Origin of the sequence: Kitasatospora sp. NPDC093806 (genome assembly GCF_040683335.1) — a bacterium.
In the GTDB taxonomy this organism is placed as follows: domain Bacteria; phylum Actinomycetota; class Actinomycetes; order Streptomycetales; family Streptomycetaceae; genus Kitasatospora.
In genome coordinates this window covers 24,338-51,304 of sequence record NZ_JBFBDO010000011.1, presented here as the reverse complement: position 1 = coordinate 51,304, position 26,967 = coordinate 24,338, and the positions used below count along the sequence as shown (strand labels likewise).

The window sequence follows — 26,967 nt, the reverse complement described above, 5'->3', positions numbered from 1 at the left end:
GGGATCGGTCGGATCATCAGCCCCGGGTCTCAGATCATCAACCCCAGGTCCTGGGCGAGGATCGCCGCCTGCACCCGGCTGCGCAGCCGCAGCTTCGCCAGGATCCGGCTGACGTGCGTCTTGGTGGTCGCCTCCGCCATCTCCAGCCGGCCGGCGATCTCACCGTTCGACATCCCGGCGCCGATGCAGGCGAGCACCTCCCGTTCGCGCGGGGTCAGTTCCGCCAGCGCCGCCTTGGCCTCCGACCCCACCGGCCGCTCCGGACGGGCGAAGGTGCCGATCAGCCGCCGGGTCACCGAGGGCGCCAGCATGCCGTCCCCGCGGGCCACCGTGCGGATCCCCTCGACCAGGGTGTCCGCCTCCAGGTCCTTCAGCAGGAACCCGGCCGCGCCGGCCCGCAGCGCGCCGTAGACGTACTCGTCCAGGTCGAAGGTGGTCAGCACGAGCACCTGGCCGGCGCCCGCCGCCACCACCTCGCGGGTCGCCGAGACCCCGTCCAGCCGCGGCATCTGCACGTCCATCAGGACCACGTCCGGCCGCAGCTCCAGCGCCAGCCGGACGGCCTCCTCGCCGTCCGCGGCCTGCCCGACCACCTCCAGGTCCGGCTCGGCCCGCAGGATCATCACCAGCGCCGCCCGGACCGCCGCCTGGTCCTCCGCGACCAGCACCCGGATCGTCATGCCCGTCCCGCCCCTTCCTCCGTCACCAGCTCGCGCGGCAGCACCGCGCGGACGCTCCAGCACTCGCCCTCCGGGCCGGCCGTGAAGCTGCCGCCCAGCAGCGAGGCGCGCTCCGCCATGCCCACCAGCCCGGCCCGGGCGCCCGGCAGCGACTGCCCCGCGCCGCGCCGGAACGGGCTGTCCACCGTGATCCGCAGCTCCTCCGGACGGAACTCCAGCAGCACCCGCACCCCGCCCGGACCGGCGTGCTTGAGCGCGTTGGTCAGCGACTCCTGCACGATCCGGTACGCGGCCAGCTCCACCGGCACCGGCAGTTCGCCGCGCTCGCCCCGCTCGGCCAGCTCGAAGTCCAGCCCGACGCCCCGCCCGGCGGCCCGCGCCTTGGCGAGCAGCGCGTCCACCGCCGCGAGGTCGGGCGCGGCGTAGGACTCGTCGGCCTCGCCACCGCCACTGTCGCGCAGCAGCCCGATGATGCGGCGCATTTCGGCCAATCCCTGGACGCTGTTCTCCCGGATCACGCCGAGCACCTCCAGCACCGGGTCCTCGGTCGAGCGCCCCTGACGCCGGGCCAGCGACTGCGCGCCGGTCGCGTGGATCGCGATCGCCGACAGGTGGTTGGCCACCACGTCGTGCAACTCGCGCGCCATCCGGGACCGTTCGGCGACCACCGCCTCGCGCCGGTCCATCTCCGAGAGCAGCGCGGTCTGTTCGGCCCGCAGCCGCTCGGTCTCCGCCGCCTCCCGGTGCTTGCGCACGATGTCGCCGGTCCACAGCGGGCCGAGGAAGATCAGGGTGGTCACCACGACCACCGCGACGGCGGTCGCCGAATCGCTGTAGACGAAGGTCAGGGTGGTCAGCACGATCACCGAGGCGGTGCCGGTGACGTGCAGGATCGGCGACATCCGGCGCTTGCCGTAGACCACCGCCGCGTAGAGCAGGTCGGTGTACATCATGGTGGTCGCCAGCAGCGCGCCGGTGAAGATGCTCCCCGCGAAGACCAGCCCGCCGAGCGTCGCGATCAGGATCGGCCGGGTCCGCCGGACCAGCTCCAGCGCGGCCATCGCGAACAGCGCCGGGAGCACCTGCCAGCGCGGGACGGCGGAGGAGTGGTCGTACACCCGGAAGGCCATCAGCAGCAGTCCGCCGAGCAGGCCGAAGACGGCGATCGCGCCGTCGACCTGCCGCGGGCTGAGGTTGGGTCTGCGCACGACCCCATCAGATCATCCCGGTCGGCCGCCCGGCTCCGGTCCGGGGAGGAGCCCCGGTACATCGAAAGGTGCAGCACGCGTTCGGCTCCGCGGACGACGCGCGCGCGAGGCCGCGCGGGAGAGCCTGGAGGAACCACCGCACAACCCGGACCGGGGGTCCCCCATGATCGTCACCTTCATCGCCGCCGCCGAGGTTGCCTTCTGGGTGGTGCTCGGGCTCGGCCTGGCCGCCCGGTACCTGCTGCGCTGGCGCACGGCGAGCACCGTCCTGCTGGTCGGACTGCCCGTGCTCGACCTGGTGCTTTTCCTGCTCACCCTGTTCGACCTGCGCGGCGGCGCCACCGCCTCCTGGACGCACGCGCTCGCCGCGAGCTACCTCGGCTTCTCGGTCGGCTACGGCCCCTCCGTGGTCCGCTGGGCCGACGCCCGCTTCCTGCACCGCTTCGCCGGCGGGCCGAAGCCGCAGCCCGCGCCGAAGTACGGCCGCGAGCGGACCCGCTACGAGTGGCAGGTCTGCCGGCGCACGGTGACCTCGGCGGCGATCACGATCACCCTGATCACCGCGCTGAAGGTGTTCACCGACGCCCCCGGCACCGAGGTGTTCGACCAGTGGTACTGGAAGCTGGGCCTGGCGGCGGTGATCAACACCATCGTCGCGGGCTGCTACTCCCTCTGGCCGAAGCAGCCCCCGGCCGACGTCACGGGGAAGGGCTGACTCAGCGGTTCTCGCCCGGCACCCAGAGCACGTCGCCGCGCTCCTTGTTGGCCGCGCGGGCCAGGATGAACAGCAGGTCCGACAGCCGGTTGAGGTACTTGGCGGTCAGCGGGTTGACGCTCTCGCCGTGCTCGTCGATCGCCGCCCAGGTGGCCCGCTCGGCCCGCCGCACCACCGTGCAGGCCAGGTGCAGGTGGGCGGCGCCGGGGGTGCCGCCGGGCAGGATGAAGCTGCGGAGCTTCTCCAGCGACTCCAGGTAGTGGTCGCAGTCCGCCTCCAGCTTGTCGATGTAGGACTGCAGGACCCGCAGCGGCGGGTACTTCGGGTCCTCCACCACCGGGGTGGCCAGATCGGCGCCGACGTCGAAGAGGTCGTTCTGCACCCGGGTCAGCACGGTGACCACGTCCTCGGGCAGCGCGCCGGCCGCGATCGCCACGCCGATCGCGGCGTTCGCCTCGTTGGCGTCCGCGTACGCGACCAGGCGCGGGTCGGTCTTGGTCGTGCGGCTCATGTCGCCCAGCGCGGTGGTGCCGTCGTCGCCGGTACGGGTGTAGATGCGCGTCAGATTGACCATGCGGCCAGACTAACCGGACCGGTTAGGCCGCGTTAACCCCCGTCGACCCCGCTATGCGACGTTGACCCTCCCCCAGCCTCCGGCCGGGGGGACCCCCATCCGAGGCTCTCGTCGCTACGCGACGTTGACCCTCTGCCCGGGCGGGGCGGCCTCCAGCCAGGCGAGGAAGCCGGTGAGCGCGTCCTCGCTCATCGCCAGCTCCAGCGGCGCGCCGTTGTGCAGGCAGCGCAGCACCACCGAGCCGGAGAGCAGGGCCAGCTCCTCCTGCCCCTCCGGGTAGCGCCGGCCGAGGACCTCGATCTCCCGGCGCGGCAGCACCTTGCGCGGCCGCGGCGCGTAGGAGAAGACCCGGAACCACTCGATGGAGTCACCGCTGTACCGACCGATACCAAAAACCCACCCCTTGCCGTCGGTCTGGGGGACCGGGGCCGAGGTGGGTTTGCCGTTCTCGTCGAGGTCGGGCTGCGTCGAGGCGTCGGCGGGCATTTTGAGCCGGTAACTGCAGTCGAACGTGCCGCCGACCCGCTGGATCACCCGGCGCCGTACCGCGAACGCGACCAGCCCGATCACACCGAGCGCCACGACCGCCGCACACACCACAAGGGCGAGGACCATGCTCACCTACCTCCTCGCTACCCGCGTTCCCCGTTTCGGTCGTATCAGGCCCGACCGCGTTGACCTACCAACTGAGACGACAGTCCCGGGGTCACGCTCGCGCGTCCCCGGGACCGTCGGTCGACCCCGCGCAGGCGGGGTCGGGTGCACTCAGGCGTGGGCCTTGAGGCCGCGCGCCGCGAACAGCCGCACCTCGGCGCGACGCTCGGCGTGCGCGTCCAGGTCCGACTTGGCCTGCTCCAGAGCGCGCTCGGCGCGCGCGACGTCGATCTCGTCCGCCAGCTCGGCGATCTCCGCGAGCAGAGAAAGCTTGTTGTCGGCGAAGGAGATGAAGCCGCCGTGCACCGCGGCGATCACGGTGCCGCCGTCCGTGGTGCGGATGGTGACCGGACCGGTCTCCAGCACGCTCAGCACCGGGGTGTGACCCGGCATGATGCCGGTGTCGCCGGAGGCCGTACGGGCGACGACGATGGTGGCCGCACCGGACCACACCTTGCGGTCGGCTGCGACCAGCTCGACGTGCAGCTCAGCCAACGTGGGCTCCTAGGCTCATGCAACGCCCGATTACTCGGGAGTTTCGGTAAGAATAACGGGCCCGCGCCCCCGGCATGAAACCGGCGGCACGGATTTGACCGGAATCACAGCCGGTGCGACGCGAGGGGTGGGTCCCAGGGCTGGGGCCCACCCCTCGCGGTCACGCTCGGCTGCTACCGGCCGCGATTACTTCTTCGCCAGCTCGGCGGCGTTGCGCTCGAGGTCCTCGATGCCACCGCACATGAAGAAGGCCTGCTCCGGAACGGAGTCGTACTTGCCGTCCGCGATCGAGTTGAAGGCCTCGATGGTCTCGGACAGCGGCACGGTCGAACCCTCGACACCGGTGAACTGCTTCGCCACGTAGGTGTTCTGCGAGAGGAAGCGCTCGATGCGACGGGCACGGTGGACCGTGATCTTGTCCTCCTCCGACAGCTCGTCCATACCGAGGATGGCGATGATGTCCTGGAGGTCCTTGTACTTCTGCAGGATCCCCTTGATACGGACGGCCGTGTCGTAGTGGGTCTGCGCGATGTACCGCGGGTCGAGGATGCGGGACGTGGAGTCCAGCGGGTCGACGGCCGGGTAGATGCCCTTCTCCGAGATCGGGCGCGACAGAACGGTCGTCGCGTCCAGGTGGGCGAAGGTGGTGGCCGGGGCCGGGTCGGTCAGGTCGTCCGCGGGGACGTAGATCGCCTGCATCGAGGTGATCGAGTGACCGCGGGTCGAGGTGATGCGCTCCTGCAGGAGGCCCATCTCGTCGGCCAGGTTCGGCTGGTAGCCCACCGCGGAGGGCATGCGGCCGAGCAGGGTCGACACCTCGGAACCGGCCTGGGTGAACCGGAAGATGTTGTCGATGAAGAGGAGCACGTCCTGCTTCTCGACGTCACGGAAGTACTCCGCCATGGTCAGCGCGGAGAGCGCGACCCGCAGACGGGTGCCCGGCGGCTCGTCCATCTGGCCGAAGACCAGCGCGGTCTTGTCCAGAACGCCCGAGTCGACCATCTCGTGGATGAGGTCGTTGCCCTCACGGGTACGCTCGCCGACGCCGGCGAAGACCGACACACCACCGAAGTTCTCGGCGACGCGGTAGATCATCTCCTGGATCAGAACGGTCTTGCCGACACCGGCACCACCGAACAGACCGATCTTGCCACCGGTGACGTACGGGGTGAGCAGGTCGATGACCTTGATGCCGGTCTCGAACATCTCGGTCTTGGACTCGAGGTCCTTGAAGTCCGGCGCCTTGCGGTGGATCGGCCAGCGGACCTCGACCTGGGACTCGAACTCCGCCTTGTCGACGTTCAGCACCTCACCGAGGGCGTTGAACACCTTGCCCTTGGTGATCTGGCCGACCGGCACCGAGATGGCGGTACCGGTGTCGGAGACCTGCGCGCCGCGGACCAGGCCGTCGGTCGGCTGCATCGAGATGCCGCGGACCAGGCCGTCGCCGAGGTGCTGGGCGACCTCGAGGGTCAGGGTCTTCTTGCCCGTGCCGTCGGGGTTGTCCACCTCGACGTGCAGGGCGTTGAACATGTCCGGAATCGCGTCGACGGGGAACTCCACGTCGACGACCGGGCCGATGACCCGCGCGACGCGGCCCGTCGCCGTGGTCGGCTCAACAGTGGTGGTCATTCTCATTCGCTCCCGCGGCTCGCGTCAGCAAGCGCGTTGGCGCCACCGACGATCTCGCTGATTTCCTGGGTGATCTCGGCCTGACGGGCCGAGTTGGCAAGCCGCGTGAGCGACTTGATGAGCTCGCCGGCGTTGTCCGTCGCGCTCTTCATCGCGCGGCGGCGGGCGGCGTGCTCGGAAGCGGCCGACTGCAGCAGCGCGTTGTAGATCCGGCTCTCCACGTACCGCGGCAGGAGCGCGTCGAGGACGCCCTCCGCCGACGGCTCGAAGTCGTAGAGCGGGAAGATCTCGGTCTTGGCCGACGACTCGTCGCTGAGCTGGACCTCGTCGAGCTTCAGCGGCAGCAGCCGCGCCTCGACGGCGGTCTGGGTCAGCATCGACTCGAAGCGGGTCGAGATCACGTGGACCTCGTCCACGCCGCCGGTCTCGGCCGTGAAGGCCTCGATCAGCGCCGCCGAGACGGCCTTGGCGTCGCCGTAGGTCGGCTTGTCCGAGAAGCCCGTCCACGACTCCGCGACCGCGAGGTCACGGAAGCCGTAGTACGAGACACCCTTGCGGCCGACGGCGTACGTCACCACGTCCTTGCCCTCGGCGCGCAGGCGCTCGGTGAGCACCAGCGAGGCCTTGATGGCGTTGGACGAGTAGCCGCCCGCCAGACCGCGGTCCGCCGTGATCAGCAGCACCGCGGCGCGCGTGGCGGCCGGGTTCTCGCTGGTGAGCGGGTGCTTGGCGTTGGACCGGGTGGCCACCGCCGTCACCGCCCGGGTGAGCTCGTCGGCGTACGGAGTGGAGGCGGCCACCGCGCGCTGCGCCTTACCGATGCGCGCCGCGGAGATCATCTCCATCGCCTTGGTGATCTTCTTCGTCGCGGTGACAGAGCGGATCCGGCGCTTGTAGACCCGAAGCTGTGCTCCCATGGGTCGTTACGTCCTTTCCCTCGCTACCGGACTCAGGCCTGCTCGGAGAGCAGCTTGCCGTCAGCCGTGGTGTAGCCCTGCTTGAAGGCCTCGATCGCGGTGGTCAGCGCGTCGATGGTGCCGTCCTCCAGCTTGGAGGTCTCGACGATGCCGGCCAGCAGGTTCTTGTGCTGCAGGCGCAGGTGGTCCAGGAACTCGCGCTCGAAGCGGCGGATCTCGGCGACCGGGACGTCGTCCAGCTTGCCGGTGGTGCCGGCCCAGATGGAGACGACCTGCTCCTCGACCGGGAACGGCTGGTACTGGCCCTGCTTCAGCAGCTCGACCATGCGCGCACCGCGCTCCAGCTGGGCCTTGGAGGCCGCGTCCAGGTCGGAACCGAAGCCCGCGAAGGCCTCCAGCTCACGGTACTGGGCGAGGTCCAGGCGCAGACGACCGGCGACCGACTTCATGGCCTTGATCTGGGCCGAGCCACCGACGCGGGAGACCGAGATACCGACGTTCACGGCCGGGCGGATGCCGGCGTTGAACAGGTCGGACTCCAGGAAGCACTGGCCGTCGGTGATCGAGATGACGTTGGTCGGGATGTACGCCGAGACGTCGTTGGCCTTGGTCTCGATGATCGGCAGACCGGTCATCGAGCCCGCGCCCAGCTCGTCGGAGAGCTTCGCGCAGCGCTCCAGCAGGCGGGAGTGCAGGTAGAAGACGTCACCCGGGTAGGCCTCGCGGCCCGGCGGACGACGGAGCAGCAGCGACACGGAGCGGTACGCCTCGGCCTGCTTCGACAGGTCGTCGAAGATGATGAGGACGTGCTTGCCGTCGTACATCCACTCCTGGCCGATGGCCGAACCGGTGTACGGGGCGAGGTACTTGAAGCCGGCCGGGTCGGAGGCGGGAGCGGCCACGATGGTGGTGTACTCCAGCGCGCCGGCCTCCTCCAGGGCGCCGCGGACGGACGCGATGGTGGAGCCCTTCTGACCCACGGCGACGTAGATGCAGCGGACCTGCTTCTTCGGGTCGCCCGAGCGCCAGTTGTCGCGCTGGTTGATGATCGTGTCGATCGCCACCGCGGTCTTGCCGGTCTGGCGGTCGCCGATGATCAGCTGACGCTGGCCGCGGCCGATCGGGGTCATCGCGTCGATGGCCTTGATGCCGGTCTGCATCGGCTCGTGGACCGACTTGCGGACCATGACGCCGGGGGCCTGCAGCTCCAGGGCGCGACGGCCGGTGGAGGCGATGTCGCCCAGACCGTCGATCGCGTTGCCCAGCGGGTCCACGACGCGGCCGAGGTAGCCGTCGCCGACCGGAACCGAGAGGACCTCGCCGGTGCGGCGCACCGTCTGACCCTCCTCGATGCCGCCGAACTCACCGAGGATGACGACACCGATCTCGCGGGTGTCGAGGTTCAGCGCGAGGCCGAGCGTGCCGTCCTCGAACTTCAGCAGCTCGTTGGCCATGACCGAGGGCAGACCCTCGACATGCGCGATGCCGTCCGCCGCGTCAGTGACCGTGCCGACCTCTTCCACAGAGGCGGCGTCCGGCTGGTACGACTGGACAAAGTCGGCCAGCGCGTCCCGGATCTCCTCCGGACGGATCGTAAGCTCCGCCATCAGGCTTCCCTGCTCTCCTAGTTTGCGATCCTCGGCCCGCCATTGAGGGCCGCAAGTACTCGACTCTCGGCCGGGTCGTATGAACCGGCCGTACGATTTGCCGACTCCGGTGGAGCCGGTTCCCGACCGAGGGTCGGATGTGCTGCTTGGGTGTGCTCAGCCTTCGAGCGACTGGCGAGCGCCCTGGAGGCGGCTCGACACGGTGCCCTCGATGATCTCGTCACCGATCTGCACCCGGACACCGCCGACGACCTCGGGGTCGATGTCGATGTTCAGGTGGACCTGGCGGCCGTACAGCCGGCCGAGGGCGCCCGTCAGGCGCTCCTTCTGGCTGTCCGACAGCGGGACCGCGGAGGTGACCAGGGCCACCACTCGGCCGCGCCGCGCGGCGGCGAGCTTGGAGTAGGTCTCCAGACCCTGTTCCAGGCTACGGCCACGCGGGTTGTTCACCAGGCTGGTGACCAGCCGCACGGTGCCCGCGTTGGCGCGGCCGCCGAGCAGCTTCTTGATCAGCGCGGTCTTGGCGACGGCGCCGGCCTTGGGCTCGGTCAGCGCGGCGCGCAGCTCGTGCGAGCCGCTCACCACCCGGCCGAACCGGAAGAGCTCGTCCTCGACGTCGTCCAGGACACCGGCCTTCTCGGCGGCGATGACCTCGGCGTACGCGGCCAGCTCCTCGGTGGCGTCGACCAGGTCGCGGCCACCGGACCAGCGGGACCGGACGAGGCCGGCGACCAGGTCGGCCGTCTCACCGGAGACCTGGCCGGCCAGCAGCGAGGAGACCAGCTGGGCCTTGTCCTGACCGGACCGGGACGGGTCGGTCAGCACGCGGCGCAGCGACACCTCACGGTCCAGCAGGGCCGTGACGGCGGTGAGCTCCTCGGCGAGCTTGGCCGCGTCCACCGAGGTGGAGTCGGTCAGGCTCTCCAGGTTCTGCCGCCCGGCGGCGAACGCCTCGCGGCTGGCGCCGATCACTTGGCCGCACCCTGAGCAACGGCGGCCTTGGCCTCCAGCTCGTCCAGGAAGCGGTCGATGACACCGCTCTGCCGCGTGTGGTCCTCAAGGGACTCACCCACGATGCGGGACGCCAGCTGGGTGGCCAGCGAGCCCACGTCCTGGCGCAGGGCGGCGGTCGCCTGCTTCTTGTCGGCCTCGATCTGGGCGTGGCCGGCCGCGACGATGGCCTCGCGCTGACGCTGGCCCTCCTCGCGCATCTCGGTGAGCTGGGCGGCGCCCTGCTCGCGAGCCTGCTCGACGATGCGGGCCGCCTCGTGGCGGGCATCGGCGAGCTCGGCGCGGTACTGCTCAAGCAGGGCCTGGGCCTCGGCCTGAGCGGCCTCGGCACGCTCCATGCCGCCCTCGATGGCGTCCCGGCGCTCCGACAGCACCTTCTCGATGCTGGGGAGGAGCTTCTTGCCGAGCAGACCGAAGACGATGAAGAAGCAGAGCAGGCCGATGATGATCTCGGGCCACGCGGGGAGGAGAGGATTCATCTTCTCCTCGGCCGCGAGCTGAGCCGCGATGCTCATATCTGGACCTTCCTCGAATGGGTCTACGGCGGGATTACTTGTTGCCGAAGACGAACGGCATGACGATGCCGATCAGCGCGAGGGCCTCGGTGAGCGCGAAGCCGATGAACATGTTGGAGCGGATCAGACCAGCAGCCTCGGGCTGGCGGGCCATGGCCTGGACACCGTTACCGAAGATCAGACCGACGCCGATGCCGGGGCCGATGGCGGCGAGGCCGTAACCGATGGAGGCGACGGAACCGTAGACAGTGCCCTCAGCGAGGAAGCTCATTGCAGTTGTCCTTTGCAGGGGTGGTGAACCGGTGGTGATTGGCCACCGGGCATTCCGGGAGTGTGGTTCGGGGTGGGGCCAGGGCCCCCTGGCTCAGTGCGCCTCTTCGAGGGCACCGGCGATGTAGCTGCTGGCCAGCATCACGAAGATGTAGGCCTGCAGGAACTGGACCAGCAGCTCGAAGGCGGTCAGCGCGACGGCGACGATGAACGAGGCCGAGCCGTAGAGCGCGCCCAGGGTCGGGCTGAGCAGGTACCAGGAGGCGATGGAGAACATCACGATCAGCAGGTGGCCGGCGAACATGTTCGCGAAGGCTCGGACCGCGAGCGTGAAGGGGCGCACGAAGATGTTCGAGAAGAACTCGATCGGCACCAGGATGAACATGACCCAGCCGGGGATGCCCGAGGGCCAGCAGAGGTTCTTGAGGCCGCCGACGAAGCCGTGCTTCTTGAAGGTCAGCGTCATGTAGGTGATCCACACGACGGCTGCCAGGCCCGCCGGGAAGGCGATCGCCGCGGTGACCGGGAACTGGGCGAACGGGATGATCGACATGATGTTCATCAGCCAGATGAAGAAGAACATCGAGACGAGCATCGGGACGTACTTCTCGCCCTTCTTGCCGATCGTCTCCAGCACGATGGAGCGCTTGACGAAGTCGTAGCCGATCTCACCGACCAGCTGCAGCTTCCCCGGGACGAGCTTCGGCTTGGCGAACGCCGCCCAGAAGAACAGCACGACCAGCACCGAGACGATCATCGACAGCAGCATCGGCTTGTTGAACTCGAAGCTGCCGATGGTGAAAATCGGCTCGAACTGGAACTCGTTCAGGCCCGGGGCCGGGAAGCCGCAGCCAGCGTCCCCGAAGTGGCAACTGCCTGAGGCGAGGGACGTGAGTTCAGCACTCACCACGGACTCCTTCGTCGTGACGCATGGTTACGGCAACCTCGGTGTGTCGGCGTGGCCTGCGACCACGGAGCGGCACTGGAACTTGATGGGTTTCTCGCCGACCCCGCGCGCCAGTGCTCTGCACCGAAGCGGGATCATCGAAGACTGCGCGGATCCGGGGGGCGATCGATCCGCTCTGCGGACAGACCAGGCCTCTTCCCGTACTCCGTTGTTGCGACGGACGATAGCAGCCCGTCAGTGCGGCATAAACACCGCCCCCCTCGTTGGGGGGACAGTGGGGCGCCGTCACTGTTGACGCCCCTTGTCGGACGGCTTGTCGGCCTTCGTTTCAGAGGAACCGGAGCCGGCGTCGGGGTCGACGTAGAACATCTTGGCCTTGAGCGCGCCGCGCACCTGGAAGCCCGTCCAGATCAGAGCGCAGCCGAGCAAGGTGAAGGCGAAGGCCTGCCGGTTGAAGAGGTCGGTGTCCTTGAAGACCGCCAGGACGATGCCCACCAGCAGGATCTGAGTCGTGTACACCAGGAGCGCCGCGGCCATCATGATGTGCGGGTTCGACCTGGTCAGCCGGTCGAGCGCGACCTGGCCGGAGCTGAAGAAGGCCATCACCAGCAGCGTTCCGAAGAGCGCGCCGAGCGCGCCCTTGCCCCCGGCGACGGCGAAGGAGATCGCCATCGCGATGACTCCGGCGACCGCAGTGGGGATCGCGGCGCCTCGGAGGATCCGGGCGTCGTTGGACGGCATGTCGGCAACTCCGGCGGCATGTCGAGGTGACGGGGGACGGGCACAGAAAACGGTGGGTGAGACCGGACCGGAACCGCCGCGGGCCTGCCGCTCGACGGCAGCCCGTCGAGGGAGACCCACCAGGGACGGAAGTCATCCACCTGTCAGGTCTTTCGGCGCGTTCTCGGTACTCGTGAACGGTATCACAAACTATTTGATGAGAGCTTTACCATGAATGTGTGGTACCTGTCACACCGACGGCCCAACAGTGCCGCCGATCGGGTGAAGCAGGTTGACGGACCGTCACCCTCCCTATCGGCCGCGGCCCTTGCCGTTGCCGGTGCCGCCGGCCGTCGAGGAGCCCTTCGGCACCCCGCCCAGCAGGCGCTTGTCCTCGGCCGACAGTTCGGCCATCGGTTCGGACGCCGCGCGGGCGGCCGATTCGCCGGTGAGCACCTCACCCTCGGTGACCGGGGCGGCGGTCCGGGCCACCGGACGGCGCCGGTAGCGCGGCGGCACGAAGGCCTGCACCGCGCGCGGGGCCCGCGGCCGGAACCGCGGCGTCAGCAGCACCACCAGGCCGACCAGGCAGAGCCCGGCCAGCGCGAGGACGACGGTCCGGCCGGTGTTGGTGACCGAGAAGGCGACGGTCCCGAACGCGATCAGCGCGGCCCAGAAGTACATGATCAGTACGGCGCGGCTGTGCGAGTGGCCGACCTGGAGCAGTCGGTGGTGCAGGTGCCGCTTGTCGGCGGCGAACGGGGACTGGCCCGCCCAGGTGCGGCGGACCACCGCGAGCAGCAGGTCCGCCAGCGGCAGCGCGATGACCGTCAGCGGCAGCAGCAGCGGGATGTAGATCGGCACCAGGGCGTGGGTGGCGGCGGTCTGCGAGCCGAGCTCGCTGGTGATCAGGTCGGGGTCGACCCGGCCGGTGATGGAGATCGCGGCGACGGCCAGCATCAGGCCGAGCATCATCGACCCGGAATCGCCCATGAAGATCCGGGCCGGGTGCATGTTGTGCGCCAGGAAGCCCAGGCACATGCCGATCAGCAGCACGCTGAACAGCACGGCGGGGGCGGCGTCGGTGATCGTGTAGCCGTACCAGAGCCGGTAGGAGTACAGGAAGAACGCCATCGCGGCGATGCAGACCATGCCGCCGGCCAGGCCGTCCAGGCCGTCGATGAAGTTCACCGCGTTGACCATGACGACGACCAGGGTCACCGAGATGACCATGCCCTGGGTGGGGCTGACCGCGACCGGGCCGACGCCCGGCACCGGCAGGGTGATCACCGTGACGCCCTGCCAGACCATCACACCGGCGGCGATCATCTGGCCGCCGAGCTTCACCAGGGCGTCCACGCCCCACTTGTCGTCCAGCACGCCGAGCAGCCACATGATCCCGGCGCCGGAGAGCAGCGCCCGGATGTCGGTGCCCTGGGAGAACACCTTGCTCAGGTTGTCCAGCTGGGAGGCGACCAGGATGCCGGCGCACAGACCGCCGAACATGGCGATGCCGCCGAGCCGCGGCGTGGGCTCGCGGTGCACGTCGCGGGCGCGCAGCGGGGGCATCGCGCCCGCCGCGATGGCGAACTTCCGGACCGGGCCGGTCAGCAGGTAGGTGACGGCCGCCGTGCAGAACAGCACCAGCAGATACTCACGCACCACTGGCCTCCTGCAGCATCGTCCGACGGGTGGGTACCGAAGGTACTCCCGTGCCTGTCCGGGGTTCGAGGTGCGTCGCCACGGCACACACCTTATTGAGTCCGACGCCGGGGGCGCGCATCGCGGTTCGCCCTACCGGGTAGGAGATTGCGTCACCCGCTCAGCGGCGCCCGGCGAAGGCCCGCGCCAGCTCCCGGACCCGCTCCCCCACCCGGACGTCCGTACCCCCGGCGAGCAGCCGTCCGACCAGCCCGGCGATCTCGGTCAGCTCCTCCTCGCCCATGCCCTGCGAGGTCACCGTGGCGGTGCCGAGCCGGATCCCGGAGGCCTCGGACGGCGGCGCCGGGTCGTACGGCAGCGCGCACTTGCCGAGCAGCAGTCCGGCCGCCGCGCAGCGGCGCTCCGCCTCCGCCCCGCTGACCCCGAGCGGGGCGAGGTCTGCGGTCACCAGGTGGGTGTCGGTCCCGCCGGTCAGCGGGCGCGCCCCGGCCGCCGCGAGCCCGGCCGCCAGCACCCGCGCCCCGGCCACCGTGCGGTGCGCGTAGGCGCGGTAGCCGGGGGTGGCGGCCTCGGCCAGCGCGACCGCCTTGCCGGCCACCTCGTTCATCGCGGCGCCGCCCTGGCTGAACGGGAAGACCGCCCGGTCGACCCGCTCGGCCAGCTCGGCGGTGCACAGCAGCAGGCCGCCGCGCGGGCCGCGGAGCAGCTTGTGGGTGGCCGCCACGGTGACGTCCGCGTACGGCACCGGGGACGGCGCCACACCGGCCGCGATCAGGCCGGTGGTCTGCGCGGCGGCGGCCACCAGGTAGGCGTCCACCTCGTCGGCGATCTCCCGGAAGGCGGCCCAGTCCGGGTGCCGGGGGTGGGAGATGGAGCCGGCCACGATCGCCTTGGGGCGGTACCGGCGGGCCAGCTCGCGGACCTGGTCGAGGTCGATCAGCCCGTCGTCCGGGCGCACCCCGTAGCCGACGAAGTCGAACCAGCGGCCGGAGAAGTTGGCCCGCGAGCCGCAGCTCAGGTGGCCGCCGTGCTCCAGCGACATGGCCAGCACGATGTCCCCGGGCCGCAGCAGCGCGGCGTAGGCGGCGAGCATCGCGGAGGTGCCGGAGCGCGGCTGGACGTTGGCGTGCGGGGCGGCGAACAGCGACCGGGCCCGGTCGATCGCCAGCAGCTCGGCGGCGTCGGCGAGCGCGCAGCCGGTGTGGTGGCGGCGGCCGGGGTAGCCCTCGGCGTACTTGTCGATCAGCGGGCCGGTGAGCGCGGCCAGCACCGCCGGGCTGGTGAGGTTCTCCCCCGCCAGCAGCTGGATCGTCTCGGCCCGCCGTTCGTCCTCGGCGGCCAGCAGGTCGGCCAGCTGCGGATCGGCCCGGTACAGGGCCTCCCGGTAGGGGGCCTCGGACACCCACCGGTGCCCGGTCGTCTCGGTGGGACCGGTCGCGGCATCGGTGACGGTCATCGCGGGGCTCCCGGGCGCGTCGGGGGGTGGAGTTTCTCCAGCGTATGACCGCCCCCGGGCCCCGGCACGGCGACGCGGGCCGGGGTACGTCCTGTTGTACGAACCCGGCTCGGCCGTCGGGACGCTCCGGGCCGGACGGGGATGTCCTCAGTACCGGGCGGGTACTCCGGTGAGGGCCGTCACCACCGGGTCGACCGCGTGGAATATCTCCTCGCCGCAGTTGCGGAACATGCCGATCGGCGCGCCGTACGGGTCGTGCACCTCGTCCGACTCGGGGGTGGCGGCCAGCAGCCAGCCGCGCAGCGAGGCCGCCGCCCGGACCAGGGCGCGGGCCCGCTCGGTGACGTCCGCGCCGCGCCGGGGGTCGGGCAGGGTGCCCGGGTCGATCGTCCGGACCAGCCGGGTGAACTCCTTCAGGGTGAAGGTCCGCAGGCCCGCCTCGTGGCCCATCGAGATCACCTGGGCCCGGTGGTCCAGGGTGGCGGTGAGCACCAGGTCGGCCTCGACCACGTGCACGTCCAGCAGCTCGCGGCCGGTGAAGCCCCCGCTGTCCGCGCCGTACTCGTCGAGCACGGTCGCGGCGTGGTCCTCCATCGGCGCGCCCTCGTGGCCCCAGGTGCCGGCCGACTCGACCAGGATCCGCCCGGCCACCCGGGGGCTCAGCCGGGTGTCCAGCTCACGCCGGGTGAGCCGCTCGGCGATCGGCGAGCGGCAGATGTTGCCCGTGCACACGTACAGGATCCGGAAGTGGTCCAGCGGCCTGGGGCCCACGCTCAGGTACGGCGATATGCCGGGCCCGGCATGGAGGGAGGCGGCCGTCAACTGCCGGCCTCCAGGTCGGGGACGACCTCCCTCAGCTGCTCGACGGAGATCGCGCCGGCCCGCAGCAGCACCGGCACCTTGCCCGTGACGTCGACGATCGACGAGGCCTGGGCGTGGTCGGCGGTGCCGCCGTCCAGGTAGACCGAGATGGCGTCGCCGAGCTGCTGCTGGGCCTCGTCGCAGGTGGCCGGGGACGGGCCGCCGGTCTTGTTGGCGCTGGAGACGGCCATCGGGCCGGTGGCGTTCAGCAGCTCGATGGCGACCGGGTGCAGCGGCATCCGGACCGCGACGGTGCCGCGGGTCTCGCCGAGGTCCCAGCGCAGCGAGGGCTGGTGCCGGGCGACCAGGGTCAGCCCGCCCGGCCAGAACGCGTCGACGAGCTCCCAGGCCTGCTCGGAGAAGTCGGTGACCAGGCCGTGCAGGGTGGTCGGCGAGCCGACCAGGACCGGCGAGGGCATGTTGCGGCCGCGGCCCTTGGCGGCCAGCAGCGCGCCGACGGCCTCCGGGGAGAAGGCGTCGGCGCCGACGCCGTACAGGGTGTCGGTGGGCAGCACGACGAGTTCGCCGCGGCGGATCGCCGAGGCGGCCTCCCGCAGGCCGGTGGCGCGGTCCCCTGCGTCGGCACAGTCGTAACGGCGGCTCATCGGTGCGGTCCCCTTCCGGACGGGCTCATGACGGTGTTCGCGGCGGTGTCCGCCGCGGTGTTCACAGCGAGGCCTTGCGCGCCGTGCTGCGGTGGCTGTCGGTCACAACGACGCCTTTCGGGCGGTCGTGAAGCGCGGGCGGTTGTTCAGGTCGCGGTGGTCGGCGGCGTCGGTCCAGCCGGCTTCCTCGTTGAAGATCCACGGCACCTGCCCGCCCTGGGTGTCGGCGTGCTCGATCACCACCGCGCCGCCCGGGCGCAGCAGCCGGGCGGCCACCCGCTGGATGCCGCGGATGGTGTCGAGGCCGTCCTCGCCGGAGAACAGCGACATCTGCGGGTCGTGGTCGCGGGCCTCGGGCGCGACGTACTCCCACTCGGTGAGCGGGATGTACGGCGGGTTGGAGATCACCAGGTCGAAGCGGCCGTCCCAGCTGCGGTCGTCCTCGAAGGCCCGGGTGGCGTCGCCCTCGTGCAGGGTGATCCGGGCGCGGTCGGGCGAGGCCTCGATGTTGCGCCGGGTGTACGGCAGCGCGCCCTCGTCGAGTTCGAAGGCGTGCACGATGGAGCGCGGCAGCTCCTGGGCCAGGGCGAGCGCGATGGCGCCGGAGCCGGAGCAGAGGTCGACCACCAGCGGCTCGGCGACGTCCATGTCGCGGACCGCGTCTATGGCCCACTCGACGACCGTCTCGGTCTCCGGGCGGGGCACGAAGACGCCGGGGCCGACCGCCAGCTCCAGGTAGCGGAAGAAGGCCCGCCCGGTGATGTGCTGGAGCGGCTCGCGGGCCTCGCGGCGGGCGACGGCCTCCCAGTACCGGGCGTCGAAGTCGGCGTCCTTCACCGTGTGCAGCTGGCTGCGCTTCACGTTGTGGACGTGTGCGGCGAGCTCCTCCGCGTCGAAGCGCGGCGACGGCACGCCGGCCGCGGCCAACCGCTGGGTGGCCTGGGCCACCTCGGCGAGTAGCAGGTTCATCCGTACGACCTCTTGCTTCCGCTCTCCGGCCTCGACGTCGGTCTCGCTGCCGGCGGTGTCAGTTCTGTTGGGCCGCGGCCAGCTTGGCCGCGGCGTCCGCGTCGACGCAGGACTGGATGACGGCGTTCAGCTCACCGTCCAGGACCTGGTCCAGGTTGTACGACTTGAAGCCCGTGCGGTGGTCCGAGATGCGGTTCTCGGGGTAGTTGTACGTCCGGATCCGCTCGGAGCGGTCCACCGTGCGGACCTGGCTGCGGCGCGCGTCCGAGGCCTCGCGCTCGGCCTCCTCCTGCGCGGCGGCCAGCAGCCGCGAACGCAGGATGCGCATCGCCTGCTCCTTGTTCTGCAGCTGGCTCTTCTCGTTCTGGCAGGACGCCACGATACCGGTCGGCAGGTGGGTGATCCGGACCGCCGAGTCGGTGGTGTTGACCGACTGGCCGCCGGGGCCCGAGGAGCGGTAGACGTCGATCCGCAGGTCGTTGGCGACGATCTCGACCTCGACCTCCTCCGCCTCGGGGGTGACCAGCACGCCCGCCGCGGAGGTGTGGATGCGGCCCTGCGACTCGGTGGCGGGGACGCGCTGCACGCGGTGCACGCCGCCCTCGTACTTCAGCCGGGCCCAGACGCCCTGGCCGGGCTCGGCGTTGCCCTTGGTCTTCACGGCCACCGAGACGTCCTTGTAGCCGCCGAGGTCGGACTCGTTGGCGTCGATGATCTCGGTCTTCCAGCCGATCCGCTCGGCGAACCGCAGGTACATCCGGAGCAGGTCGCCGGCGAACAGCGCGGACTCCTCGCCGCCCTCACCGGCCTTGATCTCCAGGATGACGTCCTTGTCGTCGCTCGGGTCGCGCGGGACCAGCAGCAGCCGCAGCTCCTCGGTCAGCTCCTCGCGGCGCGCCTCGGAGTCCTTCACCTCGGCGATGAACTCCGGGTCCTCGGCGGCGAGTTCGCGGGCGGCCTCGATGTCCTCGCCGGCCTGCTTCCAGGCCCGGTAGACCCGGGTGATCGGGGTCAGCTCGGCGTAGCGCTTGGCCAGCTTGCGGGCGTTCGCCTGGTCGGCGTGGACGGACGGATCGGCCAGCCTCGTCTCGAGGTCGGCGTGCTCGACGAGGAGCTCTTCGACTGCCTCGAACATGGGGTGGCCTTCTTCCCGGGGATCGGTGGGTGGGAGCGGTGCGGGGAGGTCGCGGGCGCCGCGGGCGCGGACGCCGCGGGGACACTGCGGGGGGACGCGAACGGCGCCGGTCCCCAGCGCCCCCGGAACGAGTACGGGGGCACCGGGAACCGGCGCCGAGTGAGCGCTAGGCCTTCGCGCTGTGCTGCTTGCCGAAGCGGGCCTCGAAGCGGGCCACGCGGCCACCGGTGTCGAGGATCTTCTGCTTGCCGGTGTAGAACGGGTGGCACTGCGAGCAGACCTCGGCGCGGATCTCGCCACTGGTCTCGGTCGAGCGGGTGGTGAACTCGTTGCCGCAGGTGCAGGTCACACGGGTGACCACGTACTCGGGGTGAACGTTGGGCTTCAAGGGGTTCTCCTAGTGTTCGGGAGGGCACCGGGTCGGCGGCTGGAATGCCGCACGTGAACCGGGACCGACGTACCAGTCTGCCAGGACCGGCCGCTTCTTCCCAAACCGGGGGGCGCCCCGGGATATTCCGCGCCGCCCGCTACCGCTTCGCCGGGGCCGCGGGGGCCTTGGCGGGGGCCGTCGGGGCGGCCTGGGCGGGGTTGACGGGCTGGGCGCCCACCACCGCCTGCGGCACCGGCCGGTCGGCCTTGAGCGCCGCCCAGAGCTGGTCCGCCTGCGGCTGCTGCTGGACCACCCGGTCCGGGTCGGTCGGGGCGGTCACCACCGGCAGGGTGACCATGGTGAGCTGGTCCGGTCCGATCCCCTTGAGCTGCTCGGCCAGCCCGACCAGGGAGTTGACCGAGGCGAGCGCGGAGTCGGTGGTGATCGAGCGGGTCAGGGTGTCGCCGACCGCCCAGAGCTTGACCGGGTTGCCCAGCAGCCCGATCCCGCCGGCCTGCTTGAGCAGCGAGCGCACCATCTGCTTCTGCAGCTCGATCCGGCCGAGGTCGCTGCCGTCGCCGACGCCGTGCCGGGTGCGGACGAAGGCGAGCGCCTGCCGGCCGTCCAGGTGGTGCTCGCCGGCCGCGAGGTCCAGGCCGCTGTCCTTGTCGTGGATGGCCACCGTGGTGGTCACGGTGGCCCCGCCTATCGCGTCCACGACCCGGGCGAAGCCGGCGAAGTCCACCTCGACGTAGTGGTCCATCCGCAGCCCGCTGAGCTGCTCCACGGTCTTGACCGCGCAGGCCGCGCCGCCGGTCTCGTACGCGCTGTTGAACATCGCGCGCTTGGCCCCGGGCACGGTCCTCCCCTGGGCGTCGACGCAGTCGGGGCGCGGGACCAGGGTGTCGCGCGGGATGGAGACCACGTCGGCCCGGGTGTGGCCCTGGTCGACGTGCACCACCATCGCGGTGTCCGAGCGGGCCGTGCCGCCGGTGTCGCCACCGGCCAGCCCGGCGTTGCCGCCGGCGCGCGAGTCGGAGCCCAGCACCAGCAGGTTGAACGAGCCGTCGGTGGCGGTCGGCGGGCGGGAGGTGCCGAGCCGGGCGTCGATGTCGACGCTCTTGATGTTGCCGTTCAGCCGGTGGTACGCGTAGCCGGCCGCCCCGGCCCCGAGGACGACGAGCGCGGCGAGCGCGCACGCGGCCGCGCGCAGGAGCTTGCGGCGGCGGCTCGGGACCCTCTTGTGTTCGGCCATACGGTCCAGAGTAAATCGGACAAGATGCTTGAAAGACCCCAAGATGTCCCAACTCTGGAACAAAGCCGCGCCGCAGCCCCCACGACCGGCCCCGCGGCCGGCCCCGGAAACGCCGGAACCCCGGTCCGCTGGCGCGGGCCGGGGTTCCGTGCTGTCAACGCGTCTCGCGACGGTCAGTCGCCGGACCCGGGGGTCGTCTTGGCGATCTGCATCAGGAACTCGGCGTTGCTCTTGGTCTGCTTCATCTTGTCCAGCAGCAGCTCGATCGCCTGCTGCGAGTCGAGCGCGTGCAGCACCCGGCGCAGCTTCCAGACGATGGCCAACTCCTCGCTGCCGAGCAGGATCTCCTCCTTGCGGGTGCTGGAGGCGTCCACGTCGACGGCCGGGAAGATGCGCTTGTCCGAGAGCTTCCGGTCGAGCTTGAGCTCCATGTTGCCGGTGCCCTTGAACTCCTCGAAGATCACCTCGTCCATCCGCGAGCCGGTCTCGACCAGCGCGGTGGCCAGGATGGTCAGCGAGCCGCCGTTCTCGATGTTGCGCGCGGCACCGAAGAACTTCTTCGGCGGGTACAGCGCGGTCGAGTCGACACCACCGGACAGGATGCGGCCGGAGGCCGGCGCCGCCAGGTTGTAGGCGCGGCCCAGGCGGGTGATCGAGTCCAGCAGGATCACCACGTCGTGGCCCAGCTCCACCAGGCGCTTGGCGCGCTCGATGGCGAGCTCGGCGACCGTGGTGTGGTCCTCCGCCGGGCGGTCGAAGGTCGAGGAGATGACCTCGCCCTTCACCGACCGCTGCATGTCGGTGACCTCTTCCGGACGCTCGTCGACCAGGACGACCATCAGGTGGCACTCGGGGTTGTTGTGGGTGATCGCGTTGGCGACCGCCTGCAGCACCATCGTCTTGCCGGTCTTCGGCGGCGCGACGATCAGACCGCGCTGGCCCTTGCCGATCGGCGACACCAGGTCGATGATCCGGGTGGTCAGCACGCCCGGGTCGGTCTCCAGGCGCAGCCGCTCCTGCGGGTAGAGCGGGGTCAGCTTGTTGAACTCGGGACGGCCGCGGCCGCTCTCCGGGTCCATGCCGTTGACGGAGTCCAGCCGCACCATGGCGTTGAACTTCTCGCGGCGCTCGCCGTCGCGCGGCTGGCGCACCGCGCCGGTGATCGCGTCACCCTTGCGCAGGCCGTTCTTGCGGACCTGGGCGAGCGAGACGTAGACGTCGTTCTGGCCCGGCAGGTAGCCGGAGGTGCGCACGAACGCGTAGTTGTCGAGGATGTCGAGGATGCCCGCGACCGGGATCAGGACGTCGTCCTCGCCGATCTGCACGTCGGGGGTGGCGCCGGCCTCGAAGCCCTCGCGGCGGCTGCCACGGCCCCGGCGGTCGCGGTAGCGGCCGCGGCGGCCGCGACGGCCGTCGCCGTACTCGTCGTCGTCGAAGCCGCCCTGCGGCTGCGCCTGCGGCTGGGCCTGCTGGCCGCCGCCGCTCTGGCGGCCCTGCTGCTGGCCCTCGCCCTGGGTGCCCTGCTGCTGGCCGCCCTGGCGGTCGGCGCGGTCCCGGCGGTTGCGACGGTCGCGGCGCGACTCGCGCTCGCCGTCCTGGCCGGCCTGGGCCTCGGCGGCCTCCGGGCGGGCCTCGCGCTCGCCGCCCTCGCGGCGGTCGCGGCGGTCCCGGCGGTCGCGGCGGGCCTCGGTGCGGCCCTCCTCGCGGCCCTCGAAGGCGCGGGCGCCCTCGGGACGGGCCTCGGCCGCCTTGGCCTCGGTCACCACGGCGGCGGGCGCCTCGGCGGCGGCCTCGGCCACCGGGGCGCCGGCGGCCGAGGTGGCCCGACGGCGGGTGCGCTCGGCCCGGGCCGGCGCGGCGGCGGTCTCGGCGGCGGCCTGGACCGGGATCTCGATCTGGGCCTGCGCCTCGGCGGCGGGCGCCTCGGTGCGGGCGGCGGCCTTGGTCCGGCGGGCCGGCTTCTCGGCCGGCTCGGCGGTCTCGGCCTTGGCGGCGCGCTTGGCGGGCGCCGCGGCGGGGGCGGAGGCACCGGCGAGCAGCGGGTCGCCGCCGCTCTTCTCCTTGATGGTCTCGATCAGCTGGCTCTTGCGCATGCGTCCGGTACCGGTGATGCCCAGGTCCGCGGCGAGCTTCTGCAGCTCGGCCAGGACCATGCCGTCCAGCCCGGCGGCAGCGGTACGACGGCGCCGCGCCGGGGCCGCGGGGGTGGCCGCGTCCGACGCCTCGGCGTCCGGGCGCGCGCCCATCAGATCGGTGGTGTCGCTCACTAAGGGTCCTTCCCTGGAGCGGACGTCGGCCTGTCTGGCTCGGCGACCGGTTGTGCTGTCCTGACCAACGCTCGACTGCGTCGGTCCGAGGCGGTGATCCCCCGAATGGCTGACCAGTCGAGGGAGAGCTGCGAGGTGCGGTGCGTGAAGCACGGTGGTGCTGAGTGGCGTGGCGGGACGGTCGTGTGTCGACCCTCCCCCCGGCCGCCGGCCGGGAGCTGCCCCCACGCTGCCTGCGAATCCCGGGCCCCCGTCGCGTGACGGTGGCCCGCGCTCCGCCCGTCCTGGCCTCGAGGTGGGAGGCCGCGGGTGGGAGTCAGGTGCCGTCACGGCTTCGGGATGCGGCCGCAAGTCGCGCAGGCAGGCTGCGTACGCGCTGCGGTGGGCTCCCGGAGAATCGTCGCCCCGTGCATCGCCGGGACTCCGCTGGTGCGGAGTGCTGGGATCGGGACGCGGCGCACCGAGCCCCGGAGGGCACCTGGTGCAGCAATGAGGTTAACACTACCGACCCCCTCAGACATTCCCCAGCCTTGCGCTTGCCAATCGTGTCCGGACGGCCCGGCGCCGGGGCACCGGTCCGGGCCGCCCCGGACGGGTGCTCAGACGTCGAGCGGGAGCACCGCGGCGCCGGTCCGGTCCAGCTCCAGGCGGTGCGCGGCGAACACCGGGCCGGCCGGGCCGTGGTCGGCCGCGAAGCCCAGGACCTTCTGCACGCCCGCCTCGTCGGTGAGCGCCAGCACGGTCGGGCCGGCGCCGGAGATCACGGCGGGGACGCCCTCCGAGCGCAGCGCGGCCACCAGGGCGGCGCTGTCCGGCATCGCGGAGGCCCGGTAGTCCTGGTGCAGCCGGTCCTCGGTGGCGGTGAGCAGCAGCTCGGGCCGCCGGGTCAGCGCCTCGACCAGCAGCGCGGACCGGCCCGCGTTGACGGCGGCGTCGGCCAGCGGGACGGTCTTCGGCAGCAGGCCGCGGGCGGTCTCGGTGAGCACCTCGACGGCCGGCACGAACACCACCGGGACGACGTCGGCGGACGGCTCCAGGGCGATCGCCCGGGCGGTGTCCTCCTCGGTCCAGGCGACCGTGAAGTTGCCGCGCAGACAGGCGGCCACGTTGTCCGGGTGGCCCTCCAGCTCGGAGGCGAGGGCCAGCAGCGCGTCGTCGTCCAGGGCGGACGGGCCGCCGATGGTGACGGCGCGGGCGGCCACGATGCCCGCGCAGATCGCGGCCGAGGAGGAGCCCAGGCCGCGGCCGTGCGGTATCCGGTTGGCGCAGACCACTTCGAGGCCGCGCGGCTGGCCGCCGAGGCGGTCGAAGGCGGCCCGCATCGAGCGGACCAGCAGGTGGCGCTCGTCACGCGGCAGCGTCTCGGCGCCCTCGCCGGCGATGTCGACGGAGAGGCCGGAGTCGGCGACCCGGACGACCACGTCGTCGTACAGACCCAGCGCGAGTCCGAAGGCGTCGAAGCCGGGGCCGAGGTTGGCGCTGGTCGCGGGAACCCGGACCCGGACGGCGGCGGCACGGAACGCAGGACCGGCCATGCGGTGGACTCTCCTGGGGAAATCGGGCGGCGCGAAGCGCGTCGGTGCGAGGGTGGGGAGCGGGGGCCGCGGGCCCCGACCGGGGCGGACGGTCACAGTCGATGGTGCGGCCCGCTGTGGGGCCGGACCCGGGGCATGTGCCACACGGCCGGACCCAGAGTATCGAAGAGAGGTTCCACAGCGGTACACCCCGTGGGCCTTCGATCTGGTGTGTTGCCGGTTCTGGCCGGAATTCATGCCGGAATCGGTTCGGAAAGCGGCGCGGAATCGACACCAAAGTGTCACTCGGGAACGAGACCGGGCCGACCCCCGAAAGGGTCGGCCCGGTCGAATCACGCGCGCTCCTCCGGGTGGGGGCCCGGGGGCTGTTGGCGGAACGTCAGTCCGGCGAGCAGGGCCTCAGCCCGGCAGGCGGAGCGTCAGTCCAGCAGGCCGAGGCGCTGGGCGGCGGCCTCCGGATCGATCGGGACGATCTGCGGCTGCGGCGCGCCGGCCACCGCCCAGTCCGGGTCCTTGAGGCCGTTGCCGGTCACGGTGCAGACGATCCGCTGGCCCGGGTCGACCAGGCCGGCCTCCGCCTTGGCCAGCAGACCGGCCACCGAGGCGGCCGAGGCGGGCTCCACGAAGACGCCCTCCTGCGAGGCCAACAGCCGGTACGCGGAGAGGATCTGACGGTCGGTCACCTTGTCGATGAGACCGCCCGACTCGTCCCGCGCGGCGAGCGCGAAGTCCCAGGAGGCCGGGTTGCCGATCCGGATCGCGGTGGCGATGGTCTGCGGGCTGAGCACCGGGGCCCCGTCCACGATCGGGGCCGAGCCGGCCGCCTGGAAGCCCCACATCCGCGGGGTGCGGGCGGCCAGGCCGTCCGTCGCGTACTCCCGGTAACCCTTCCAGTACGCGGTGATGTTGCCCGCGTTGCCGACCGGGAGGACGTGGATGTCCGGCGCGTCGCCGAGCATGTCCACGATCTCGAAGGCGGCGGTCTTCTGACCCTCGATCCGGACCGGGTTCACCGAGTTGACCAGGGCCACCGGGTACTTCTCGGACAGTTCACGCGCAAGGGTGAGGCAGTCGTCGAAGTTCCCGTCCACCTGGAGGATCTTCGCGCCGTGCACCAGCGCCTGGCCCATCTTGCCGAGGGCGATCTTGCCCTGCGGGACGAGCACCGCCGACACCATCCCGGCCCGCACCGCGTACGCGGCGGCGGAGGCCGAGGTGTTGCCGGTGGAGGCGCAGATGACGGCCTGGGCGCCGTCCTCCTTCGCCTTGGAGATGGCCATCGTCATGCCGCGGTCCTTGAAGGACCCGGTCGGGTTGGCGCCCTCGACCTTGAGGTAGACCTCGCAGCCGGTGCGCTCGGAGAGCACCTGGGCGGGCACCAGCGGGGTGCCGCCCTCCAGCAGGGTGACCACCGGGGTGGCCGCGGTGACCGGCAGGCGGTCCCGGTACTCCTCGATCAGGCCCCGCCACTGGTGGGTGTGGGTGCCACGGGCGGCGTTCTCGGCAACGCTGCTCATCATCTGTTCCTATTCCCCTTCGACCCGCATGATGCTGGCCACGTCGCGCACGCTGTCGAGTGCGCGGAGCTTGTCCACGGTCGCCGACAGCGCGGCGTCGGTGGCCCGGTGGGTGACCACGACGAGCGAGGCGTCGCCGTCGCGGCCCTGCTGGCGCACGGTGTCGATGGAGACGCCGTGCTCGGCGAAGACGGACGCGACCTGGGCGAGCACGCCGGCGCGGTCGTCCACGTCCAGGCTGACGTGGTAGCGGGTGATCACCTCGTCCATCGGCTTGGCCGGCAGCTGGGTGTACACCGAGTCGCCGGGGCCGGTGGCGCCGGCGAGCTTGTTGCGGCAGACCGCGACCAGGTCGCCGAGGACCGCCGAGGCGGTCGGCGCGCCGCCCGCGCCCGGGCCGTAGAACATCAGCCGGCCGGCCGCCTCGGCCTCCACGAACACCGCGTTGTAGGCCTCGCGGACCGAGGCCAGCGGGTGCGACAGCGGGATCATCGCCGGGTGGACGCGCGCGGTGACCGACTCGCCGTCGGCCGCCCGCTCGCAGATCGCCAGCAGCTTGACCACGCAGCCCATCGCCTTGGCGGAGGCGATGTCGGCGGCCGTCACCTCGGTCAGGCCCTCGCGGTAGACGTCCGCCGCGGTCACCTTGGTGTGGAAGGCGATGCCGGCCAGGATCGCCGCCTTCGCGGCGGCGTCGAAGCCCTCCACGTCGGCGGTCGGGTCGGCCTCGGCGTAGCCGAGCGCGGTGGCCTCCTCCAGCGCCTCCGAGTAGCCGGCGCCGGTGGTGTCCATCTTGTCGAGGATGAAGTTGGTGGTGCCGTTGACGATGCCCAGCACCCGGTTCACCCGGTCGCCGGCCAGCGACTCGCGCAGCGGGCGCAGCAGCGGGATCGCCCCGGCCACCGCGGCCTCGTAGTAGAGGTCCACGCCGGCCTCGGCCGCCGCCGCGTGCAGCTCGGCGCCGTCCTGGGCGAGCAGCGCCTTGTTGGCGCTGACCACCGAGGCGCCCCGTTTGAACGCCGACAGGATGTGCTGTTTGGCGGGCTCGATCCCGCCGACGACCTCGATCACCACGTCGATGTCGCCCCGGTTCACCAGGGCCTCGGCATCGGTGGTGAGCAGGTGCTCGGGCACGCCCGGGCGGGTGCGCCCGGCCCGGCGCACCGCGATGCCGACGAGCTCGACCGGCGCGCCGATGCGCGCGGCGAGGTCGGCGGCGTCTGTCGTCATGATGCGCGCCACCTCGGAGCCCACCACACCACAGCCCAGCAACGCCACCTTCAGCGGCCGCGTACGCATCATCCGACTCCGCTCTGCATTCATCGTTCTTCGGTCGTTCCGGCGGGTATTTCGGGGGTCCGCCGGACTTTCGGTCTCTACCCAGTCTCCGGGACTTTCCGTACGGAACTACGGTCGTTCCATGATCTGAG

The 26,967-nt window shown here is 71.5% G+C and carries 26 protein-coding genes; 1 reads left to right on the top strand and 25 read right to left on the bottom strand.

The features are described from left to right. Positions 1-29: 29 nt before the first annotated feature. Both AB0N76_RS09295 and AB0N76_RS09290 read right to left on the bottom strand, forming a co-directional pair. On the bottom strand, positions 30-680 hold the full coding sequence (locus AB0N76_RS09295; protein ID WP_363554855.1) for a response regulator transcription factor: 651 nt from the start codon (positions 678-680) through the stop codon (positions 30-32). Continuing rightward, a complete protein-coding gene (locus AB0N76_RS09290; RefSeq protein WP_363554853.1) occupies positions 677-1,888 on the bottom strand; it encodes a histidine kinase in 1,212 nt (403 codons plus the stop codon). The genes AB0N76_RS09295 and AB0N76_RS09290 overlap by 4 nt, the downstream gene beginning before the upstream one ends. A gap of 163 nt (positions 1,889-2,051) precedes the next feature. Here AB0N76_RS09290 and AB0N76_RS09285 point away from each other — a divergent pair, with 163 nt between their 5' ends. After that, the gene (locus tag AB0N76_RS09285) at positions 2,052-2,603 is read left to right on the top strand and encodes a hypothetical protein (protein ID WP_363554851.1); all 552 of its coding nucleotides are present in this window, start codon (positions 2,052-2,054) and stop codon (positions 2,601-2,603) included. Position 2,604: 1 nt separating this feature from the next. On the opposite strand, the gene AB0N76_RS09280 is transcribed toward AB0N76_RS09285, so the two are convergent. From AB0N76_RS09280 to AB0N76_RS09170, 23 genes are all read right to left on the bottom strand, one after another. Beyond that, the gene (locus AB0N76_RS09280; RefSeq protein WP_363554849.1) at positions 2,605-3,177 is read right to left on the bottom strand and encodes a cob(I)yrinic acid a,c-diamide adenosyltransferase; all 573 of its coding nucleotides are present in this window, start codon (positions 3,175-3,177) and stop codon (positions 2,605-2,607) included. A 114-nt stretch (positions 3,178-3,291) separates the two neighbouring features. Continuing rightward, positions 3,292-3,792, bottom strand: coding sequence for a DUF2550 domain-containing protein (locus AB0N76_RS09275; RefSeq protein ID WP_363554847.1), 501 nt, complete (start codon positions 3,790-3,792; stop codon positions 3,292-3,294). 150 nt (positions 3,793-3,942) lie between these two features. Then, a complete protein-coding gene (locus tag AB0N76_RS09270) occupies positions 3,943-4,326 on the bottom strand; it encodes a F0F1 ATP synthase subunit epsilon (RefSeq protein WP_045694825.1) in 384 nt (127 codons plus the stop codon). 186 nt (positions 4,327-4,512) lie between these two features. Then, positions 4,513-5,958 (bottom strand): F0F1 ATP synthase subunit beta, encoded by a 1,446-nt coding sequence (atpD, locus tag AB0N76_RS09265; protein WP_363554845.1) that lies wholly within the window; start codon positions 5,956-5,958, stop codon positions 4,513-4,515. 2 nt (positions 5,959-5,960) lie between these two features. Further along, complete coding sequence (locus AB0N76_RS09260) at positions 5,961-6,875, bottom strand: F0F1 ATP synthase subunit gamma (RefSeq protein WP_363554843.1); 915 nt, start codon at positions 6,873-6,875, stop codon at positions 5,961-5,963. A gap of 32 nt (positions 6,876-6,907) precedes the next feature. Then, positions 6,908-8,482 carry a F0F1 ATP synthase subunit alpha gene (gene atpA, locus AB0N76_RS09255; protein WP_363554841.1) on the bottom strand — a complete coding sequence of 525 codons (1,575 nt, stop codon included), beginning with the start codon at positions 8,480-8,482 and terminating at the stop codon, positions 6,908-6,910. 156 nt (positions 8,483-8,638) lie between these two features. Continuing rightward, a complete protein-coding gene (locus AB0N76_RS09250; protein WP_363554839.1) occupies positions 8,639-9,454 on the bottom strand; it encodes a F0F1 ATP synthase subunit delta in 816 nt (271 codons plus the stop codon). After that, positions 9,451-10,008, bottom strand: a complete 558-nt coding sequence (locus AB0N76_RS09245; RefSeq protein ID WP_363554837.1) for a F0F1 ATP synthase subunit B — start codon at positions 10,006-10,008, stop codon at positions 9,451-9,453. The genes AB0N76_RS09250 and AB0N76_RS09245 overlap by 4 nt, the downstream gene beginning before the upstream one ends. Positions 10,009-10,042: 34 nt before the next feature. Then, the gene (gene atpE, locus AB0N76_RS09240; protein ID WP_148642913.1) at positions 10,043-10,279 is read right to left on the bottom strand and encodes an ATP synthase F0 subunit C; all 237 of its coding nucleotides are present in this window, start codon (positions 10,277-10,279) and stop codon (positions 10,043-10,045) included. Between the two features lie 93 nt (positions 10,280-10,372). Beyond that, on the bottom strand, positions 10,373-11,185 hold the full coding sequence (gene atpB / locus AB0N76_RS09235; protein WP_363554835.1) for a F0F1 ATP synthase subunit A: 813 nt from the start codon (positions 11,183-11,185) through the stop codon (positions 10,373-10,375). A 285-nt stretch (positions 11,186-11,470) separates the two neighbouring features. Continuing rightward, positions 11,471-11,926, bottom strand: a complete 456-nt coding sequence (locus AB0N76_RS09230; protein ID WP_363554833.1) for a hypothetical protein — start codon at positions 11,924-11,926, stop codon at positions 11,471-11,473. A gap of 291 nt (positions 11,927-12,217) precedes the next feature. Continuing rightward, positions 12,218-13,567 carry an MraY family glycosyltransferase gene (locus AB0N76_RS09225; RefSeq protein ID WP_363554831.1) on the bottom strand — a complete coding sequence of 450 codons (1,350 nt, stop codon included), beginning with the start codon at positions 13,565-13,567 and terminating at the stop codon, positions 12,218-12,220. Between the two features lie 160 nt (positions 13,568-13,727). After that, positions 13,728-15,023: a serine hydroxymethyltransferase gene (locus AB0N76_RS09220; RefSeq protein ID WP_363554829.1), complete on the bottom strand. Its 1,296-nt coding sequence runs from the start codon at positions 15,021-15,023 to the stop codon at positions 13,728-13,730. 147 nt (positions 15,024-15,170) lie between these two features. Then, positions 15,171-15,812 (bottom strand): protein-tyrosine-phosphatase, encoded by a 642-nt coding sequence (locus tag AB0N76_RS09215; RefSeq protein WP_363554941.1) that lies wholly within the window; start codon positions 15,810-15,812, stop codon positions 15,171-15,173. A 29-nt stretch (positions 15,813-15,841) separates the two neighbouring features. Further along, positions 15,842-16,489, bottom strand: coding sequence for an L-threonylcarbamoyladenylate synthase (locus AB0N76_RS09210; RefSeq protein WP_363554827.1), 648 nt, complete (start codon positions 16,487-16,489; stop codon positions 15,842-15,844). Between the two features lie 102 nt (positions 16,490-16,591). Then, positions 16,592-17,458, bottom strand: coding sequence for a peptide chain release factor N(5)-glutamine methyltransferase (gene prmC / locus AB0N76_RS09205; RefSeq protein ID WP_363554825.1), 867 nt, complete (start codon positions 17,456-17,458; stop codon positions 16,592-16,594). Between the two features lie 58 nt (positions 17,459-17,516). Continuing rightward, a complete protein-coding gene (gene prfA / locus AB0N76_RS09200) occupies positions 17,517-18,593 on the bottom strand; it encodes a peptide chain release factor 1 (RefSeq protein ID WP_363554823.1) in 1,077 nt (358 codons plus the stop codon). A 166-nt stretch (positions 18,594-18,759) separates the two neighbouring features. Further along, positions 18,760-18,981: a 50S ribosomal protein L31 gene (rpmE, locus tag AB0N76_RS09195; RefSeq protein WP_148642921.1), complete on the bottom strand. Its 222-nt coding sequence runs from the start codon at positions 18,979-18,981 to the stop codon at positions 18,760-18,762. Positions 18,982-19,120: 139 nt separating this feature from the next. Then, a complete protein-coding gene (locus tag AB0N76_RS09190) occupies positions 19,121-20,218 on the bottom strand; it encodes an LCP family protein (protein ID WP_363554821.1) in 1,098 nt (365 codons plus the stop codon). A gap of 173 nt (positions 20,219-20,391) precedes the next feature. After that, entirely contained in the window at positions 20,392-22,485 is a 2,094-nt protein-coding gene (rho, locus tag AB0N76_RS09185) for a transcription termination factor Rho (protein ID WP_363554819.1), read from the bottom strand. Between the two features lie 599 nt (positions 22,486-23,084). Beyond that, on the bottom strand, positions 23,085-24,020 hold the full coding sequence (gene thrB, locus AB0N76_RS09180) for a homoserine kinase (protein ID WP_363554817.1): 936 nt from the start codon (positions 24,018-24,020) through the stop codon (positions 23,085-23,087). Positions 24,021-24,439: 419 nt separating this feature from the next. Continuing rightward, positions 24,440-25,537 (bottom strand): threonine synthase, encoded by a 1,098-nt coding sequence (gene thrC, locus AB0N76_RS09175; protein ID WP_363554815.1) that lies wholly within the window; start codon positions 25,535-25,537, stop codon positions 24,440-24,442. Between the two features lie 9 nt (positions 25,538-25,546). Then, entirely contained in the window at positions 25,547-26,839 is a 1,293-nt protein-coding gene (locus AB0N76_RS09170) for a homoserine dehydrogenase (protein ID WP_363554813.1), read from the bottom strand. Between the last annotated feature and the right edge of the window lie 128 nt (positions 26,840-26,967).